This is a genomic window from Azoarcus sp. KH32C, assembly GCF_000349945.1.
Classification (GTDB): Bacteria; Pseudomonadota; Gammaproteobacteria; order Burkholderiales; family Rhodocyclaceae; genus Aromatoleum.
Genome location: NC_020516.1, coordinates 1,728,799 through 1,745,137, shown reverse-complemented (window position 1 = coordinate 1,745,137; position 16,339 = coordinate 1,728,799). Strand labels below are relative to the sequence as shown.

Genomic DNA, 16,339 nt, shown 5'->3' with positions numbered 1-16,339 from the left:
CCTGATCATGATGAACATGCTTCGCAATGTCTCGCTCAGCCTGCAGGCCCGCATCAGCCTCGTGCTCACGGGCCTCCTCGCCATCGTGCTGATCGCCGGCGGGTCTTGGTGGATGCACGAAACGCGGCAGTCCATCCACGAGGAGGTGCAGGCCGCGAGCCACGTGGCGCAACAGTGGATCTCGGTGATGGTATCGGAAACGCTGCGCGACCCGGCCGAGGGCCCGGCACGCCTGATGACCAACCTGCGCGCCGTGGGACGGCTCCGCGCCAACCAGCTCGAAGTCATCGCCGCCGACGGCAAGTCGCTGTATGTCTCACCCGAATCGACCTACAAGGCCGGCCGCTTCGCGCCCGGCTGGTTCGCCGCCTGGCTGACGCCGCCGCTGCCGGCGGCCCGCTTCGACGCCGGCGACCGTCAGATCGTGCTGCGCCCGGACGCCTCGCGCGCCGTGCTCGACGCCTGGGACGATCTCGCCGCCGGTCTCGGCTCGGCACTTGCCTTGATCCTGATTGTGGGGATCGCCGTCCGCCACGCGCTGCAGCGTGCGCTCTCACCGCTCGCACAGATCGACGCGGCCCTCGCGCGCGGCGCCGACGGCCGCTTCGACACCCGCCTGCCCAGCTACCGCGTCGCCGAACTCGATCGCCTCGCGACCACCTACAACCGGCTTGCCGACACGCTGGACGACACGCGCGCGCACAACCTGCGCCTCGAAGAGGACCAGGCCTTCGGGCGGGCGGTGCAGGCCCGGCTCGAAGAGGAACGCCGCGTGATCGCCCGCGAGCTGCATGACGAACTCGGGCAGGCGATCACCGCGGTCCGCGCGATCTCCGGTGCGATCCTGCAACGCAGCGACAACCAGCCGCAGATCCACGGCAGCGCGCAGGCCATCCTCGCGATGACCGGCCAGATGCAGGACGGCGTCCGTACGATCCTGCAGCGGCTGCGCCCGCCCGCCGGCATCAGCGCGCAGCTCGACCAGGCAGTGGCCGAATATTGCCGCCTGTGGTCCGGCCATCACCCGCAGATCGCCCTCGACTGCCACACGACGCCGACCGCCACCGCGACCGGCGAAGGCCTGGGCATCACGGTACTGCGCCTGCTGCAGGAAAGCCTCACGAACGTCGCCCGTCATTCCGGCGCCTCGCACGTCGACGTCCGCTTGGTCGTCGTCGGCGACGCGATCGCGCTCGAAGTCTGCGACAACGGCTGCGGCCTCGGCGCCGACACCCGCCCCGCCCGCTACGGACTGATCGGCATGCGCGAGCGCGTCGCCGAACTGCACGGCGAGCTACATCTCGACACCCCCGCCGGCGGCGGCTTGCGCGTCAGCGCCCGCCTGCCCATCCCCCCGTCACACGAGGAAAGCAACCATGGCCTCCACGCTTGAAAACATCCGTCTTGTCCTCGCCGACGATCATGCGGTCGTCCGCATGGGCTTCCGCATGTTGCTCGAAGGCGCCGGCGCAACCGTCGTGGCCGAGGCCGACTGCGGCGAGGCGGCCCTCACCGCATTCGCCGAGCACCGCCCCGACGCGCTCGTGATGGACGTGACGATGCCCGGCGTCGGCGGTCTTGGCGCGCTCGAACGGCTCCTCGCCCACCATCCGGGCGCCCGCGTGCTGATGCTGTCGGCCCACGACGACGCGCAGATCCCGATGCGCGCGCTGAAAGCCGGCGCCACCGGCTATCTCTCCAAGCGCGCCCAGCCGACCGAACTCGTGCGAGCGGTTTCACAGGTGGCGCGCGGCCAACGCTATGTCGACCCGGAGCTCGCGCCCCAGCTCGCGCTCGCGCAGTTCGGCGGGAGCAACGATCCGGTCGATGCGCTGACCGACAAGGAATTCGCCGTCTTCCTGCAGCTCGCCAAGGGCCGCTCGGTGAACGAGGTCGCCACCACGCAGAAACTCAGCCCGAGCACGGTCGGGACTCACCTCTACCACATCAAGCAGAAGCTCAACGCGACGAACGCCGCAGAACTGGCGCTGATCGCCGTTCGATCGGGACTCATCGAAGCCTGATCGAAGTCGAAGGCCCTCTGCCGCTTCTGCGGCACCGGCTGCGGCGCGTCCGTCGCGAACAAGGCATGCGGGACGCAACGCCTACGCTTGCGGCAACTGATTGAAACGATTGCGCCGGGCCCGCGGCCGAGGGAGGCATTGATCAAGCGGCAGGGGTGGTCTAGGACGATATCAAGGCAGGACGAGCGCAACGGCATTGCGGCAGATGCCGCGATCGTTCGCCGCCCCCGACCAGGCCTGGAGATCCCCGTGAGCAAGATCCTTGTGCTGTACTACTCGTCCTACGGCCATATCGAAACGATGGCCGGTGCAATCGCCGAAGGCGCACGCTCGGTCGATGACACCGAGGTCGTCATCAAGCGCGTGCCCGAGCTGATGCCCGAGGACGTCGCGAAGAAAGCCGGCGTCAAGCTCGACCAGAAGGCGCCGATCGCGACGCCGGGCGAACTCGCCGACTACGACGCGATCATCTTCGGCACGCCCACCCGCTTCGGCAACATGGCGAGCCAGATGCGCAACTTTCTCGACCAGACGGGAAGCCTGTGGACGAAAGGCGCGCTCGTCGGCAAGGTCGGCAGCGTGTTCACGAGCACCGGCACCGGCGGCGGCAACGAAACGACCGTGCAGTCCTTCCATACCACGCTGCTGCACCAGGGCCTGATCATCGTCGGGCTGCCCTACACCTGCCCGGAACTCTCCGACATCTCGGAACTGAAGGGCGGATCGCCCCTCGGCGCCGCGACGATCGCCGGAGCCGACGGCTCGCGGAAGCCTTCCGAGAAGGAGCTCACGATGGCGCGCTTCCAGGGGCGGCACGTCGCCGCGATCACCGGAAAGCTGTTCCCGGGCTAGGTCAGGTCCCCACGTCATCGTCGCCGCGGCGGGAGCAAGCCATGAAGACGGTAGACCACGCCAAGCTCGACCGGATCGTCGCCGAAGCCAGGCGCGCCGCCGACGAGCGCGACCAAGGCTACCGCGAGCGGGCGCTGAAGATCTATCCGTGGATCTGCACCCGCTGCGGACGCGAATTCACGCGTGCGAATCTGCGCGAGCTGACCGTCCATCATCGTGACCACAATCACGACAACAATCCACCCGACGGCAGCAACTGGGAACTGTTGTGCATCTATTGCCACGATAATGAGCACCAGCGCGAACTCGAGGCGCAGGCGGGAGGAAGTGTCGCGAATGCCGGCCCGCCGGCGGCGACGCACACGCCTTTCGCCAACCTGAAGTCGCTGCTGCTGTCCAAGAAGAAGAACTAGCCCATCCCCCATCAGAGAAAAGACCATGGACACCCCGCTCTACGACATCGAGGTCGAACGCCTCACAGGCGGTGCCTTCAAGCTGCGCGAATACGCCGGAAAGGTGCTGCTCATCGTCAATACCGCGAGCGAATGCGGCTTTACGCCACAGTACGCCTCCCTCGAAAAGCTCTATGAAACCTACCGCGACCGCGGCCTCGTGGTCCTGGGCTTTCCGTGCAACCAGTTCGGCGCGCAAGAACCGGGCAACTCGGAGGAGATCGCGGGCTTCTGCTCGAAGAACTACGGCGTCAGCTTCCCGATGTTCGCGAAGATCGACGTGAACGGCGAAAAGACCCACCCGCTCTATGCTTGGCTGAAAAAGGAGGCGCGAGGCGTGCTGGGCACCGAAGCGATCAAGTGGAATTTCACGAAATTCCTCGTGGATCGCAACGGTACCCGCGTCGAACGCTTCGCCCCGCGTACGACACCCGAATCGATCACCAGCGAGATCGAAGCGCTGCTGTAAGAGCGCCCGTTCGGCGTCGAAGAGGTTTTCCGCGCGCTGCAGATTCTGCGGCGCGGAGCGCGCTTTTAAGTCCCGGCAGATCAAATAGTTAGCATTCTGAAATGACAAGAATTCTTACAGCAACCCACTTACGCTTTTGCATTTGACAAAACGGCCCGATACGATCCAGATTGAATATCAAGACCGACCCGACTCTCAAACCAAGAGCAAATCCAGTCGCGCCCCGGTCCCCAACAAGAAGGGCGGAGAAGCCATGCCTGATACCGTACGTGTTACCACGGTGGCCCGTTCGCACTCGCCGATGACGCCCGTCGGCTAGGGTGAAGCCATGGGGATCAATCTGGTCCTGGTCGACCCGAGCCCCGTCGTTCTCCTCGGCCTGGTGCACGCCTTCGGCGCCGAAGCGGATTTCACGATCCAGGCCTGCGTCCAGGACTGCGACAATGCGCTCCAGGCCGTGCGGCAATTCGCGCCGGATATCGTGGTGCTCGATCTGATGCTTCCGGAGAAGAACGGCATCGAGCTGATCCGGGCGCTGAAGCGCGAACGATCGCCGAGCCGCCCGGTCGTCTTTGCGATGCGGCCGAGCGCGAAGGATGCCCTGGAGGTTGTTCGGCTCGGCGTCAGGGGCGTGGTGACCAAGGACATGGCCTTGCATTGGCTGGTCCGTTGCATTCGCGAAGTCCATGCCGGCCGCCAGTGGCTGGAGAAGGAGATCGCCGTCCATGCGATCGGGAATCTGCTCGAGACGGAGGAAGCGAACCGCGAGATCGCCTCGGTGCTCACTCCACGCGAGATCCAGGTGGCACGGATGGTGAGTCAGGGGCTCCCCAACAAGACCGTCGCGGGCCGGCTGGACATCTCCGAGGGCACGGCAAAGCTGCATCTCCACCACATCTATCGCAAGCTCCAGCTGAACGGGCGCATCGCCCTCGTGCGATACATGCAGAAGGCGGGACTCTAGGGTCCGTTCGCATTCAGCGCAGCCGACGCGGCTCAGCGGAGAAATATGCGCTGAACGCCGCCATGTCATCCTCGTTCAGCGCGCCGGCGTAGCGATGCAGCGTCGCCAGCTCGCGCAGGTAATCGTGCCGTGCGCGGGCATGGTCGCCGCGGGCACGATACAGGCGGTGTTGCGCATCGAGGAGATCGACGACGGTGACGACCCCGAGCTCGAAACCCCGCTGCTGGGCCTGCCGCGCGAGCTCCTGGGCTTCCACGGACTGCCGGCTGGCGTCGATGCGCTGTCGTCCGCCCTCCGCCTTGAGCCAGGCGCTTCGCACCTCGCGCTCGATTTCGCGCCGCGTCTGCTCGAATTGCGCCTGGGCGACCAGTTGGCGCGCCAGCGCCTCACGCACGCCCGCTTGGGTCCGCCCGCCTTCGTAGATCGGGATGTTGAGCTGCACGCCCACCGACAGGACGTTGAAGGCCTCATTGCGTCGGCTGTCGGAATCGCTGTCGGCCCATGTCTTGCCCGCCGTGAGTGCGATCTTGGGAAGATGCTCGGCCCGTGCGCTTTCCACACCCCGCGTCTCTGCCTCGATCGCCTCGCGTGCCGCCGCGAGTTTCGGGCTCCGCTCCATACCGCGAGCCACCCAGGCGTCGAGATCGTCCGTGAGCGGAGGCAGGTTGGTCGCGGAAAGCGGGTTCAGTACGTCGACTTCGAGGCCGGTACTCTCACGCAAATCTTCCAGCGCCGTAAGGACCGCGTTGCGCGCCTCGATCTCTTTCGCCTCCAGCACCGCATAGCGGGCATCGGCCTCGAGCCTGTCGGTGACCTTTGCCATCTGCCGCTCGGCCATGCGATGCAACTGCGCACGCTGCCCCCCGACCGCCTCCTTCTCGGACTGGACCACGACGAGTTCTTCGCTGGCATCGAGCACGGCCAGCACTCGGTCGAGCAGCTCAGAAGCGACGTCGGTACGCATCGCGTCGAACTCCTGCTCGCTCTGCCCCACCCGCCGCGCCTCGGCATCGATCTGGCGCGCGGATGGCACGTCGAACAGTGCCTGCCGCAGGTTCAGCGAATGCCGATGCGTGTTATAGGTGTCTGGCTGTTCGACCTTGCCGTGAAAGTCGTTGCGCGCGTAGCTCAGCGTAGCCGCTGCCTGCGGCAACAGGCGGCTCCGCGCAAAGTCGTGTCTTGCGTTCGCACGGTCGAGCGCGCCCTGTTGCGCGATCAGTGACGGGTGGGTGGCGATCGCCTGGTGATACAGGTCCAGCAGGCTCGCCCCCTCGGCCTGCGCGCTGCCTTCGGCCGGTGCGAGGATCAATGCGAGCGCGAGCACCGGGGCGACGAGGGAGGACATGCTCAATCCTCCCTGAACGAGCGCGCGACCGCGTTGAACAGAGGGTCCCCAAGATATTGCAGGAAGGTGCGGCTGCCGGTGTTGACGAGGACTTCGCAGGGCATCCCCGGCACGAGTTCGAGCTGGTAGTGCGCGAGATCCTCGAGCCCGCGCGGCGAAACCTCGACGCGCACCAGATAGTAGGATTCCTTCTTCTCCGGGTCGCTGAGGCTGTCCGCGGACACGTTTACGACCCGGCCTTCGATCTTCGGCGTTTCGCGCGTCTTGAACGAGGTGAAGCGCAGGTCCGCGATCTGCCCCACCCGCAGGCGGTCGATGTCCAGCGGCGACATCTGCGCATCGACGATCAGCCGCTCACCCTCGGGCACGATGTCCATCATGCGGCCACCGGGCTGGATCACCGCGCCAATCGTGTGCACCGACAGCCCGAGCACCGTGCCCGGCTCGGGCGCGCGCACGACCGTGCGCGCCATCGTCGCCTGCAGCGCGCGCATTTTCTCCTGCAAGGCAAAGATGTCGGCCTGCACCTCGGCGAGCTCCTGCGCCACTTCGCGCTGCAGGTCCTTGCGCAGTTGCACGATCTTCAGCCGCGTCTCCCCGATCTGCGTTTCCGTCTCGGCGATCTGGGCCGCCAGTTCGCCGATGCGACCCTCGCTCGTAGCGAGATTGCGCTCCAGCTCGCGAACTTTCTGACGTTCGGTGAAACCTTCGTTCAGCAGCGCCTCGAAATCCACCAGTTCCCCCTTGTACGAGCTTGCGAGCTGTTGCTGGCTTTGCTGCTGGGCGCGCAGCCCGCGCCCGCGGGCGCCGAACTGGTCGATCTGCTGCTGGTAGATGGCGATCTCGCCTTCGTGGGCCATACGGCGCACGCGGAAGGTCTGATTCTGGACCTGCATCGCCTCCTGGACGCGAGGATCGTCGGTCGCGTCGAGCAGGGCCTGCGGATAGACAACGCGCTCGAGGCTGTCGCGCTGCGCCGAAAGACGCGCCTCGCGCGCCAGCGCGACGAGCCAGTGCCCGCGCTGCAGCTCCAGCTGTGCCTTTGCCTCCGTGTCGTCAAGCGTCGCGAGCACCTGGTCGCGCCTGACCTTGTCGCCATCGTGCACCTGGATCGCCCGTACGATGCCGCCTTCGAGGTGCTGCACCGTCTTGCGGTAGTTCTCCACGGTGATCACGCCACGCCCGACCGCGGCGCTGTCGAGCGGCGCGAGCCCGGCCCACAATCCGAACACGCCGAACACGACGGCCACGATGAGAAGCCCGAGGCGGCGGAAGTCGCGATCGTTTCCCAGCACGACCGGGGCGGCGAAGGCCTCGGGGTCGCGGATCCCCGTGTCGCTGAATATTTCGCCGAATGTATTGTCGTGATTCATTTCGGCCTCCCTGGTTTATTGTCAGCTGACAGCGGACGCGGCGCGCACCGGTGCCGGCGGCACTTTCGCGATCACCCCATGCAGCGAAGCCAGCACTTTCTCACGCGGTCCGAAGCGGTTCAGCTGCCCGTCCAGCATCACGGCGAGCAGATCGAGCTGCTCCAACAGCGGCGCGCGATGGCTGACCACGACGATCGTGCGCCCTTGCGCCTTCAACTCCTGCAAACTCTGCGCCAGGGCCGCCTCGCCTTCCTGATCCAGATTCGAATTGGGTTCGTCGAGCACGATCAGGCAGGGATCGCCGTAGAGGGCGCGGGCCAGGCCGATTCGCTGACGCTGCCCCGCCGAGAGCGCCAGGACATTGCCCGCGAGCACCGTCTCGTAGCCCTGGGGCAAATGTAGGATCAACTCGTGCACCCCGGCGGCGCGCGCCGCAGCCACGACACGCTCGGCATCGATGTCGCCGAAGCGCGCGATGTTCTCCGCGACCGTGCCTTCGAGCAGCTCGACGTCCTGCGGCAGATAACCGAAGTAGGGACCGAGGCGCTCACGCGTCCATTGCGAGAGTTCGGCGCCGTCCAGCCGCACGCTTCCCCCGCGCAGCGGATACAGGCCGAGCATCGTACGCAGCAACGTCGACTTGCCGGAACCGCTGGGGCCGATCACGCCCAGCGTCGCCCCGACTGGCAGCTTGAGGCTCACGTCGCGCAGCACCGGCGCCGCGACACCCGAGGGCTGCACTGTGACATGCTCGAGCGACAGTTCGCCCCGAGGCGCCGGCAGGGCCATGCCCTCCTCGCCTGCGGGCGCGGCTGCGAGCAGGGCCGCGAGGCGCCGGTACGCGCCGCGCGCGCCCTGAAAGCCGCGCCAGCCCCCGATCATCAGATCCAGTGGTGCAAGCGCGCGCCCCAGCAGGATCGATCCGGCGATCAGCAGGCCGGGCGTGACTTCCTTGTGAATTGCCAGCCAGGCCCCGACGCCGAGGATCACCGACTGGATCGTCAGGCGGAACACCTTGGACAGCGTCGAGACCGCGCCCCCGCGCCGGCTGGCGCGCACCTGCAGCGCCAATGCCCGCGATTGCCGTTGCAGCCAGCGCTCGCGCATCCGTTCGCGCATGCCGAGCGCCTCGATGATCTCGGTGTTGCGCAACTGCTGCTGGGTGAGCTGAGTCGCCTCGTGCGAGAGCAGGGTCGAGCGTTCGAGATCGCCGCGCGTCACGCCCTCACCCCAGGCCGTGAGACAGACCAGGACGAGCGCCGACGCGATCCCCACCACGCCGTACAGCGGATGGAAGAGAAACATCATGGCGACGTAAATCGGGATCCACGGCGCGTCGAAGAACGCGAAAAGCGACGGACCGGTGAGGAACTGACGCAATTGCATCAGATCGCCGAGCGGTTGCGCACTGGAAACCCGGCCGCTGCTCGCGAGCGAACGCACGAACACGGCGTCGAACACGCGCCCGCCGAGCGTGCCGTCGATGCGCGCACTCGCCGCGATCAGGATCTGCGAGCGCACCCATTCGAGCACGCCCAGGACGGCAAACAGGAATATGACGATCAGGGTCAGCATCGCCAGCGTCGGCTGGCTGCTGGTCGGCAGCACGCGGTCGTAGATCTCGAGCATGTAGATCGCCGGCGTCAGCATTAGCACGTTGACGAAGAAGCTGAAAAGGCCGGCGATCACAAATGAAGAACGGCAGCGCCCGAGAAGGCTCGCCAGTTCGGATTTCCCGTGCGCGAGGCTTGCAGGTGCGAGGTTTTTCATACCCCTTTCCCCCCTGTTGGCATTTCCATCCCGGGGGCGGTCAAGGCATTCCCGCGCCTCGCCGCCCCGGTCCTGCAAACCCCGGCTTCAAGTCAGCGCAACAGCGGCCTCGACGTTCGCTTCAGTCGGATTGCCCAGCAGATGCGCGACCGGCAGGCCATCGACGAACAGCACGTCGCTCGTTTCATCGAAATTGAACGAGTGGCTCCCCGTCGGCGCATTGTTGTCCAGCGATTCGACCCATACCTTGATCGTGTCGCCCACGGCGAAATCGGCGATCGTGTCGAAGTCACCCTTGCGCAGGATGAAGGTATCGTTGCCGCCACCACCGTTCAGCACATCCGTGCCGTAGCTGCCGAACAGGACGTCGTTCCCCGCGTCGCCAAACAGCGTGTCGCTTCCCAGCGATCCGAACAGCCAGTCGTTCCCATCGTTGCCATGGATGGTGTCGACACCGTTGCGGGCCTCGATCATGTCGTTGCCCGCGTCGCCGTTGATCTGCTCGTTGGTCGCGGTCGCGTTGTTGCGACCGTAGATGGCATCGTTGCCGCCCAGGCCGTCGAGCGGGTTGTCGGGGTTCAAGGCTTCATTCGTAGCGGTGCCAGTGACGTCGGGGCTGCTCCACACGAGGTCCGCTCCGGCGGTCAGCGCCGGGTTGTTGCCGACGAGGAAGCCGTTCGACGGAGCGCTGCCGCCGGTGTGATTGGCTGTCAGCGCGTTCTCGATGTTGCTGAAGCTGTTGAAGTTGCCGATCAGCGGGTCGGCGTTGATGAGGTCGATCAACCCCTTGTTGGTGCTCAAGCCGAGGATGTCGTACTCGACGACGTTGGTGTTATTGACCAGCGAGACCGAATCGGGCTTACCGTCGTTGTTGGCGTCGAGCGTTCCCTCATTGGCGACGTAAACCCGATAGATCGCGTCGGCTCCGGCGGCGGTACTGCCGATGCCGGCGCTGTTCCAGATCTCGACGATCGACACCTTGAGCCCGGCATACCCGGACAGGAAGCTCGCGGTGGTATCGATACGCGCAAGGCTCGCGTCCGACGTGAACAGGTCCCACGAGATGTAGCCGAGCGGGTTGATGATGAAGGCATCACCACCCTGCAGCTTGGGCTGGATCTTCTCGAGGTCGTTCGGGAAGTTGAACTGCGGGTTGCCCTGGAAGCTGATCGGGGTGAAACCGTAGTAGTTGGCCGGGTCGGTGTCCTGGGGGGCGGCTCCCCCGGTCAGGCTGGTACCGTTGGCGGCTGCGATGTTCGTGTTCTGTCCGTCATGGAAGGTCCCGGTTACTGTCCCCGATGCGGTCGCACCGACTGCCAGATCGTCGACGTGCCCGTCGCCGTCGGCGTCCGTCAGCCCCGAGCTCAGCGTGACGCTGAAGTCGTCGGCCGAATTGGCCGGCGTGCCGTTGTCATCCACCACCGTCAGACTGGTGAGGGTGACGTTGCCGGTGTTCGCGACTTCGTACTTGAACATCGGGTTCGATCCGTTGAGCAGGACCGGGCCGGTGGGCGAGTTGGCATCGAACCAGGTCGTGCCACCGTCGACAGACACGTACTTGGTGAGATCGAGCGACCGAACCTGGACGACAGGCACGCTCACGCTATCGCTCGCGGGCGGGGTGTCGTTCGCGGTCGCCGTCGCGGTGTTGTCGATGTCGAGATCGGAACCAGCGTTCCCCGCACCGTCGAGGTCGGCCTGGGTGACGGTGTAGCTGCCGTTGTAGACCCAGGTCTCGGTCACATCGAGCCGGCCGTCGCTATCGGTGTCGCCGCTCGCCGGGCCGCTCAGCGTACCACCGAGGAGCGGATCGCTGACCTGCACATTGTCGAGCGCCGTGTTGCCGGTGTTGGTCACCAGCATCTGGTAGTGGATCACGTCGCCCACCGCATCGGACACCGTGTTGCCGTTGCCGCCGGTGACATTGACGAACTGTTTGTCGATCGCCAGCGCACGCGTGATGGTCAGCGGCACCTCTTCGCTGTCGCTCGCGGGCAGCGTGTTGTCCGCGCTCGCCGTGGCGGTGTTGTCGATGTCGTAGTCCGAACCGGCGTTGCCGCCGCCGTCGAGGTCGGCCTGGGTGACGGTGTAGCTGCCGTTGTAGACCCAGGTCTCGGTCACATCGAGCCGGCCGTCGCTATCGGTGTCGCCGCTCGCCGGGCCGCTCAGCGTACCACCGAGGAGCGGATCGCTGACCTGCACATTGTCGAGCGCCGTGTTGCCGGTGTTGGTCACCAGCATCTGGTAGTGGATCACGTCGCCCACCGCATCGGCCACGGTGTTGCCGTTGCCGCCGGTGACATTGACGAACTGTTTGTCGATCGCCAGCGCACGCGTGATGGCGAGCGGCACCTCTTCGCTGTCGCTCGCGGGCGGCGTGTTGTCCGCGCTCGCCGTGGCGGTGTTGTCGATGTCGTAGTCCGAACCGGCGTTGCCGCCGCCGTCGAGGTCGGCCTGGGTGACGGTGTAGCTGCCGTTGTAGACCCAGGTCTCGGTCACATCGAGCCGGCCGTCGCTATCGGTGTCGCCGCTCGCCGGGCCGCTCAGCGTACCGCCCAGGAGCGGATCGCTGACCTGCACGTTGTCGAGTGCGGTGTTGCCGGTGTTGGTCACCAGCATCTGGTAGTGGATCACGTCGCCCACCGCATCGGCCACGGTGTTGCCGTTGCCGCCGGTGACATTGACGAACTGTTTGTCGATCGCCAGCGCACGCGTGATGGCGAGCGGCACCTCTTCGCTGTCGCTCGCGGGCGGCGTGTTGTCCGCGCTCGCCGTGGCGGTGTTGTCGATGTCGTAGTCCGAACCGGCGTTGCCGCCGCCGTCGAGGTCGGCCTGGGTGACGGTGTAGCTGCCGTTGTAGACCCAGGTCTCGGTCACATCGAGCCGGCCGTCGCTATCGGTGTCGCCGCTCGCCGGGCCGCTCAGCGTACCACCGAGGAGCGGATCGCTGACCTGCACATTGTCGAGCGCCGTGTTGCCGGTGTTGGTCACCAGCATCTGGTAGTGGATCACGTCGCCCACCGCATCGGACACCGTGTTGCCGTTGCCGCCGGTGACATTGACGAACTGTTTGTCGATCGCCAACCCACGGATGAGCGACAGCGGAACAGAGGCCGAGTCCGACTGCGGAGCCGTCTGATCGCTCGTCACGGTTGCCGTATTGTCGATGTCGCCGTCACCGCCGCCGTTGTTGTCCAGATCCGACTGTTGCACCGTGTAGGTGGCGCTGTAGGTCCATGTTTCGGTCGTGTCGAGTTGGCCGTCGTTGTCGATATCGCCGCTCACGAAGGAGGCCGCTGTGCCCGCCGCGCCCTCCACCGAATCGGTCACGCTGACTCCGGTCAGCGGCACGTTTCCGGTGTTGGCGACGACGATCGAGTAATTGATGACATCCCCGGCTTCGTCGGCCGTCGTCCCGCCATTCCCGCCGCCTGCATCGGTGATGCTCGCGACGCTCTTGTCGATCGTCAGACTCGGCCTCGCAACGAACGCGTCGTTGAACGTCAGATTGAATACGTCCGCCTCCGCAAGCGTGATCGTGGTCTGGTCATTCGTCGGATTGGTGATGTTGATCGGAGTGGTGTTGTTGTTGATGTCGGTGCGCGAACCCGTGATGCTGGTCAGGTCCCAATCGGTCGGGATCGTGACTTCCTTCACCGTGTAGCTGCCGAAGTCGGTGAGCTTGTCGAAGGTCTGCGACTGGCCGTCCTGCAGCGTGAAGGTCGCCACCCCGACACCGGCGAGGTTGGTGAACTTGTCACTGCTGTCGACCGTACCGTTGCCGGTAATGTCGAGCTTTCCGCCGACGATGGAAAATCCGTCGAGCTTGCCGTCACCGCCCGCCAAATCAGTCACGTTGCCGTCGCTGACGGTAAATATTTCGCCGCCGCTGTCGGTGAATCGACCGTCGTCCTTGGCGTCGATGACGCCGTCACCGGTGACGTCCACCTGACCACTAACGACATCCACGGTATTGCTCGGGCGTGTGAGCTCGAAGTTGAAGCTCTGCGTGCTGCCGTCGGGCGTGGTTTCCTTGCTCACCACGATTTCGCCCGGGAACACCACGGCTGCGCTCGACAGGGAGCGATCCTGGTTGCCGACGCTCTCGCTCGTCGTCGGATCGTTGTCGGCGAAGTTGGTGAGGCGCATGTGATAGGGCGAACCGCTGATCGCGGCCGCGGACAGTCCGCTGCCCCAATCGTCACGCGCGGCGATGTGCCCGCCCCAGGCAAGGACGATGGAGCCCGTTTCGCCCAAGTTGGCGTCCCCGTCACCCGTGTAGGTGAATACCAGCGTCACCGACGTGCTGCTGTTGCCGCTGTATTGCCCGCTCAGTTTGTAGGGATCGAAGCCGCTGCCGGTGTAATAGGTGTCCGCATTCGCGCCAGTCCCGCCGGGCTTGCCATCAGCCCCCAGGCTCTGCACATACTGGACGTTCGAGACGCCGCCGAAGAACGTAAAGGCCCCGGGCTGCTGGACGATATCGTCGGCCGTGCCGGGGGTGCCGTCGGGCCCCGCTGTCACCCGCGGGTCGGCGACAATGCCGGCCTGGGTGAATGCGCTGCTGCCGGTCAATAGCCCGCTTACACCCAGCGTCGGCGAAGGAAAAGTTTCGTTCCGCGAAGTCGGAAAGCTCGCATCCCAGGTGGTCAGGTAGTCGAGCGCGTGTTTGCCTTGCTGAGTCGTGTCCCACTCTATCGTCAATGCGTAGAGTGTGCCTTCCTTGGCGTCGGTGATGACGGCGCGATACGGAACGGATTCGTCCTCGGCATAGTGCGCCTGCTGGGAGCCGAGGTTGCCGTTCTGCCATTTATCGGCCTGGGAGCCGGTCGCTACGGGCAGGTCGGGCGACGGGCCGTCGGCCCATTGGCTCAGCGAAACTGCGATCTTGGGCATAGTAATCTCCTCTGGCGGAACTCGCGATTCCGCTCCTGCGCTACATGCGCAGCTGAAGCGTCCAGAGTTTCAGAGCCCCTCGGCCCGTGACTACACCGACTCGACCTTAAATGCTGATTCCGGCGATTCTGGAAGACGAGACGGAGCTTTTCGAAACCCGATTGGCACTTTCTAATGACTCCCTGACCAAAGCGTGATTCATCCCCTTTCACTTGTCATTATTTGAAACCCATAGGTCATTTGCCCCATGTGCAATGAAGTATCGACATCGCGACGCCGATGGCCAATCAATCGGCCGATCTGTTTTTATATAGCGGTCGATATATTCATTGGGTAGACAGTAGTAACAATTTGCTTTTAAAAGCGATTTTTCAGTTTTGATACGTGCATTCGATTACATGTAAAAAGCGGGATACCCAATTTATATTATTACTTTTGAATTCATGGGTACTGGATATTTTCCGCCGAGAACGGGACCGCTCCCTACCGCAAATCGCACGAAGACAGAATCAGCGCTGCCCCGCCAGATCGGCCATCACCTGATGCCAGCCCGCCTCGGCGTCGGCGCCGGCATGCTCGAACACGGCCTGCAGTTGCTTCATTTGGGTGCCGGTCAGCTGCGCCTCCAGCTTGCGGCCTTCGGGCGTCAGGGTCAGTTGCCGCACGCGACGGTCGTGCTCGGCCGCATCCATCGCGACGAGCTGCATGTCGACGAGCTGGCGCAGCGGTGCGTTGAGTGCCTGCTTGGTGACGTCCAGCACGGCGAGCAAGGCGTTGACCGAGATCTGCGGGTTGCGGCCGACAAAGTAGAGGATGCGGTGGTGCACGCGCCCGAGGCCACGCTGCTCGAGGATGCGATCCGGCGGCGTGGTGAAGGCGCGGTAGCCGAAGTAGAGCTGCTCGATGGCCTCGCGCAGGGCGGCCTCGCGCTGCGCCGACGGCTCGGGATGTTTTTGGTCAACCATATTGACATACTAGGAGCCCGGCCGTTATCTTGTCTATAGGTCAATATTCTTGACGTATATGTGATTCGCCGATGGACTCCCCCGCCCCCCACTTTTCCTCACGCACCCGCGACCTGCATGCCTCGCCAATCCGCGACATCCTGTCCGTGATCGATCGGCCCGGCATGATCTCCTTCGCCGGAGGCCTGCCCTCGCCCGACCGCTTTCCGCGCTTCAGCCTCGCGGAGATGCCGCAGGACGTACTGCAGTACGGAGCCAGCGAAGGCGAAGGGGAATTGCGCCGGCAGATCGCCGAGGAACTGCGGACGATTGGCCTGCAATGCAGGCCCGAACAAGTCCTGATCCTTTCCGGCTCACAGCAGGGCATCGATCTCGTTGCGAAGCTCTTCATCGACCCGGGCACCACCGTCGCGGTCGAGTCGCCGACCTATCTCGCGGCGCTGCAGGTGTTCCGCTTCTTCGGGGCAAACTTCCTTCCTTACGACGCCTGCAAAGCGGACACTCAAATCTTCCGCGAAGGGAAACCTGCATTCGCCTACGCGATCCCGACCTTCCAGAACCCGAGCGGGCGTTGCCTCGACGCAAGCCAGCGCGCGGCACTGGCGGAAGCCTGCGACGCCGCCGCCGTGCCGCTCTTCGAGGACGATCCCTATCGCGACCTCGTGTACGACGACTGTGAACGCACGCCCGTGTGCGCGCACCTCAAACAGGCGCCGTGGATCTACCAGGGCTCGTTCTCGAAGAGCCTCGCGCCCGGGCTGCGCCTCGGTTATCTCGTCGCGTCGCCCGACCTGTTGCCCTTCCTCATCCGCCTCAAGCAGGCCGCCGACCTGCACAGCAACCGCGTGAGCCAATGGCTCGTGCTGCAGCACCTGAACGATCCCGCACGACTCGAGAAGACGCGAGCGCTGGCCGCCGGCTACCGCGCGCGCCGCGATGCGTTCGACGCCGCCCTGCGCCGCCACTTCGGCGACATCGCAACGTGGGAGACGCCACCGGGCGGACTCTTCTTCTGGCTGACATTGACCCGCCGCATCGACACGCGAGCGCTGCTGCCGAAAGCGATCGAAGCCAACGTCGCCTTCATGCCGGGCGAACCCTTCTTCCCGGTCGACGCGGGGGCGGCCGGGCAGCTGCGGCTCAATTTCAGTCACGCGAGTGAGGCACAGGCCGAGGAAGGATTGGCAAGGTTGGCGGCGCTGGTACGCGGCGCGCGCTGAACCGGCCGG

At 65.1% G+C, this 16,339-nt stretch carries 12 protein-coding genes; 7 read left to right on the top strand and 5 right to left on the bottom strand.

The annotated features are described in order from the left end of the window. The first annotated feature begins 7 nt into the window (after positions 1-7). The 6 genes from AZKH_RS07660 to AZKH_RS07635 all read left to right on the top strand — a co-directional run bounded on the left by AZKH_RS07660 (position 8) and on the right by AZKH_RS07635 (position 4,761). On the top strand, positions 8-1,393 hold the full coding sequence (locus AZKH_RS07660; protein WP_015435182.1) for a sensor histidine kinase: 1,386 nt from the start codon (positions 8-10) through the stop codon (positions 1,391-1,393). Then, a complete protein-coding gene (locus AZKH_RS07655; protein WP_015435181.1) occupies positions 1,377-2,024 on the top strand; it encodes a response regulator transcription factor in 648 nt (215 codons plus the stop codon). The genes AZKH_RS07660 and AZKH_RS07655 overlap by 17 nt, the downstream gene beginning before the upstream one ends. A gap of 249 nt (positions 2,025-2,273) precedes the next feature. Next, on the top strand, positions 2,274-2,876 hold the full coding sequence (gene wrbA, locus AZKH_RS07650; RefSeq protein ID WP_015435180.1) for an NAD(P)H:quinone oxidoreductase: 603 nt from the start codon (positions 2,274-2,276) through the stop codon (positions 2,874-2,876). Between the two features lie 41 nt (positions 2,877-2,917). Next, entirely contained in the window at positions 2,918-3,289 is a 372-nt protein-coding gene (locus AZKH_RS07645; protein ID WP_015435179.1) for a YajD family HNH nuclease, read from the top strand. A gap of 25 nt (positions 3,290-3,314) precedes the next feature. After that, on the top strand, positions 3,315-3,797 hold the full coding sequence (locus AZKH_RS07640; RefSeq protein WP_015435178.1) for a glutathione peroxidase: 483 nt from the start codon (positions 3,315-3,317) through the stop codon (positions 3,795-3,797). A 328-nt stretch (positions 3,798-4,125) separates the two neighbouring features. Then, on the top strand, positions 4,126-4,761 hold the full coding sequence (locus AZKH_RS07635) for a response regulator transcription factor (protein ID WP_015435177.1): 636 nt from the start codon (positions 4,126-4,128) through the stop codon (positions 4,759-4,761). A 13-nt stretch (positions 4,762-4,774) separates the two neighbouring features. Here the strand turns inward: AZKH_RS07635 and AZKH_RS07630 are convergent, their stop codons facing one another. From AZKH_RS07630 to AZKH_RS07610, 5 genes are all read right to left on the bottom strand, one after another. Further along, on the bottom strand, positions 4,775-6,106 hold the full coding sequence (locus tag AZKH_RS07630) for a TolC family outer membrane protein (protein WP_015435176.1): 1,332 nt from the start codon (positions 6,104-6,106) through the stop codon (positions 4,775-4,777). A gap of 2 nt (positions 6,107-6,108) precedes the next feature. Then, positions 6,109-7,479, bottom strand: coding sequence for an HlyD family type I secretion periplasmic adaptor subunit (locus tag AZKH_RS07625; RefSeq protein WP_015435175.1), 1,371 nt, complete (start codon positions 7,477-7,479; stop codon positions 6,109-6,111). Between the two features lie 21 nt (positions 7,480-7,500). Then, positions 7,501-9,249, bottom strand: a complete 1,749-nt coding sequence (locus AZKH_RS07620; RefSeq protein ID WP_041656010.1) for a type I secretion system permease/ATPase — start codon at positions 9,247-9,249, stop codon at positions 7,501-7,503. Between the two features lie 87 nt (positions 9,250-9,336). Then, positions 9,337-14,145 (bottom strand): hypothetical protein, encoded by a 4,809-nt coding sequence (locus AZKH_RS26245; RefSeq protein ID WP_015435173.1) that lies wholly within the window; start codon positions 14,143-14,145, stop codon positions 9,337-9,339. Between the two features lie 509 nt (positions 14,146-14,654). Then, positions 14,655-15,110 (bottom strand): MarR family winged helix-turn-helix transcriptional regulator, encoded by a 456-nt coding sequence (locus tag AZKH_RS07610; RefSeq protein ID WP_015435172.1) that lies wholly within the window; start codon positions 15,108-15,110, stop codon positions 14,655-14,657. Positions 15,111-15,181: 71 nt separating this feature from the next. Here AZKH_RS07610 and AZKH_RS07605 point away from each other — a divergent pair, with 71 nt between their 5' ends. Further along, a complete protein-coding gene (locus AZKH_RS07605) occupies positions 15,182-16,330 on the top strand; it encodes a PLP-dependent aminotransferase family protein (RefSeq protein ID WP_015435171.1) in 1,149 nt (382 codons plus the stop codon). Positions 16,331-16,339: the final 9 nt, after the last annotated feature.

Coding starts and splice junctions, on each gene's coding strand:
- AZKH_RS07625 (WP_015435175.1), bottom strand. CDS start 7,479: ATGAATCACGACAATACATTCGGCGAAATATTCAGCGACACGGGGATC.
- AZKH_RS07605 (WP_015435171.1), top strand. CDS start 15,182: ATGGACTCCCCCGCCCCCCACTTTTCCTCACGCACCCGCGACCTGCAT.
- AZKH_RS07640 (WP_015435178.1), top strand. CDS start 3,315: ATGGACACCCCGCTCTACGACATCGAGGTCGAACGCCTCACAGGCGGT.
- AZKH_RS07620 (WP_041656010.1), bottom strand. CDS start 9,249: ATGAAAAACCTCGCACCTGCAAGCCTCGCGCACGGGAAATCCGAACTG.
- AZKH_RS07660 (WP_015435182.1), top strand. CDS start 8: ATGATGAACATGCTTCGCAATGTCTCGCTCAGCCTGCAGGCCCGCATC.
- AZKH_RS07645 (WP_015435179.1), top strand. CDS start 2,918: ATGAAGACGGTAGACCACGCCAAGCTCGACCGGATCGTCGCCGAAGCC.
- AZKH_RS07610 (WP_015435172.1), bottom strand. CDS start 15,110: ATGGTTGACCAAAAACATCCCGAGCCGTCGGCGCAGCGCGAGGCCGCC.
- AZKH_RS07655 (WP_015435181.1), top strand. CDS start 1,377: ATGGCCTCCACGCTTGAAAACATCCGTCTTGTCCTCGCCGACGATCAT.
- AZKH_RS07630 (WP_015435176.1), bottom strand. CDS start 6,106: ATGTCCTCCCTCGTCGCCCCGGTGCTCGCGCTCGCATTGATCCTCGCA.
- AZKH_RS07635 (WP_015435177.1), top strand. CDS start 4,126: ATGGGGATCAATCTGGTCCTGGTCGACCCGAGCCCCGTCGTTCTCCTC.
- AZKH_RS26245 (WP_015435173.1), bottom strand. CDS start 14,145: ATGCCCAAGATCGCAGTTTCGCTGAGCCAATGGGCCGACGGCCCGTCG.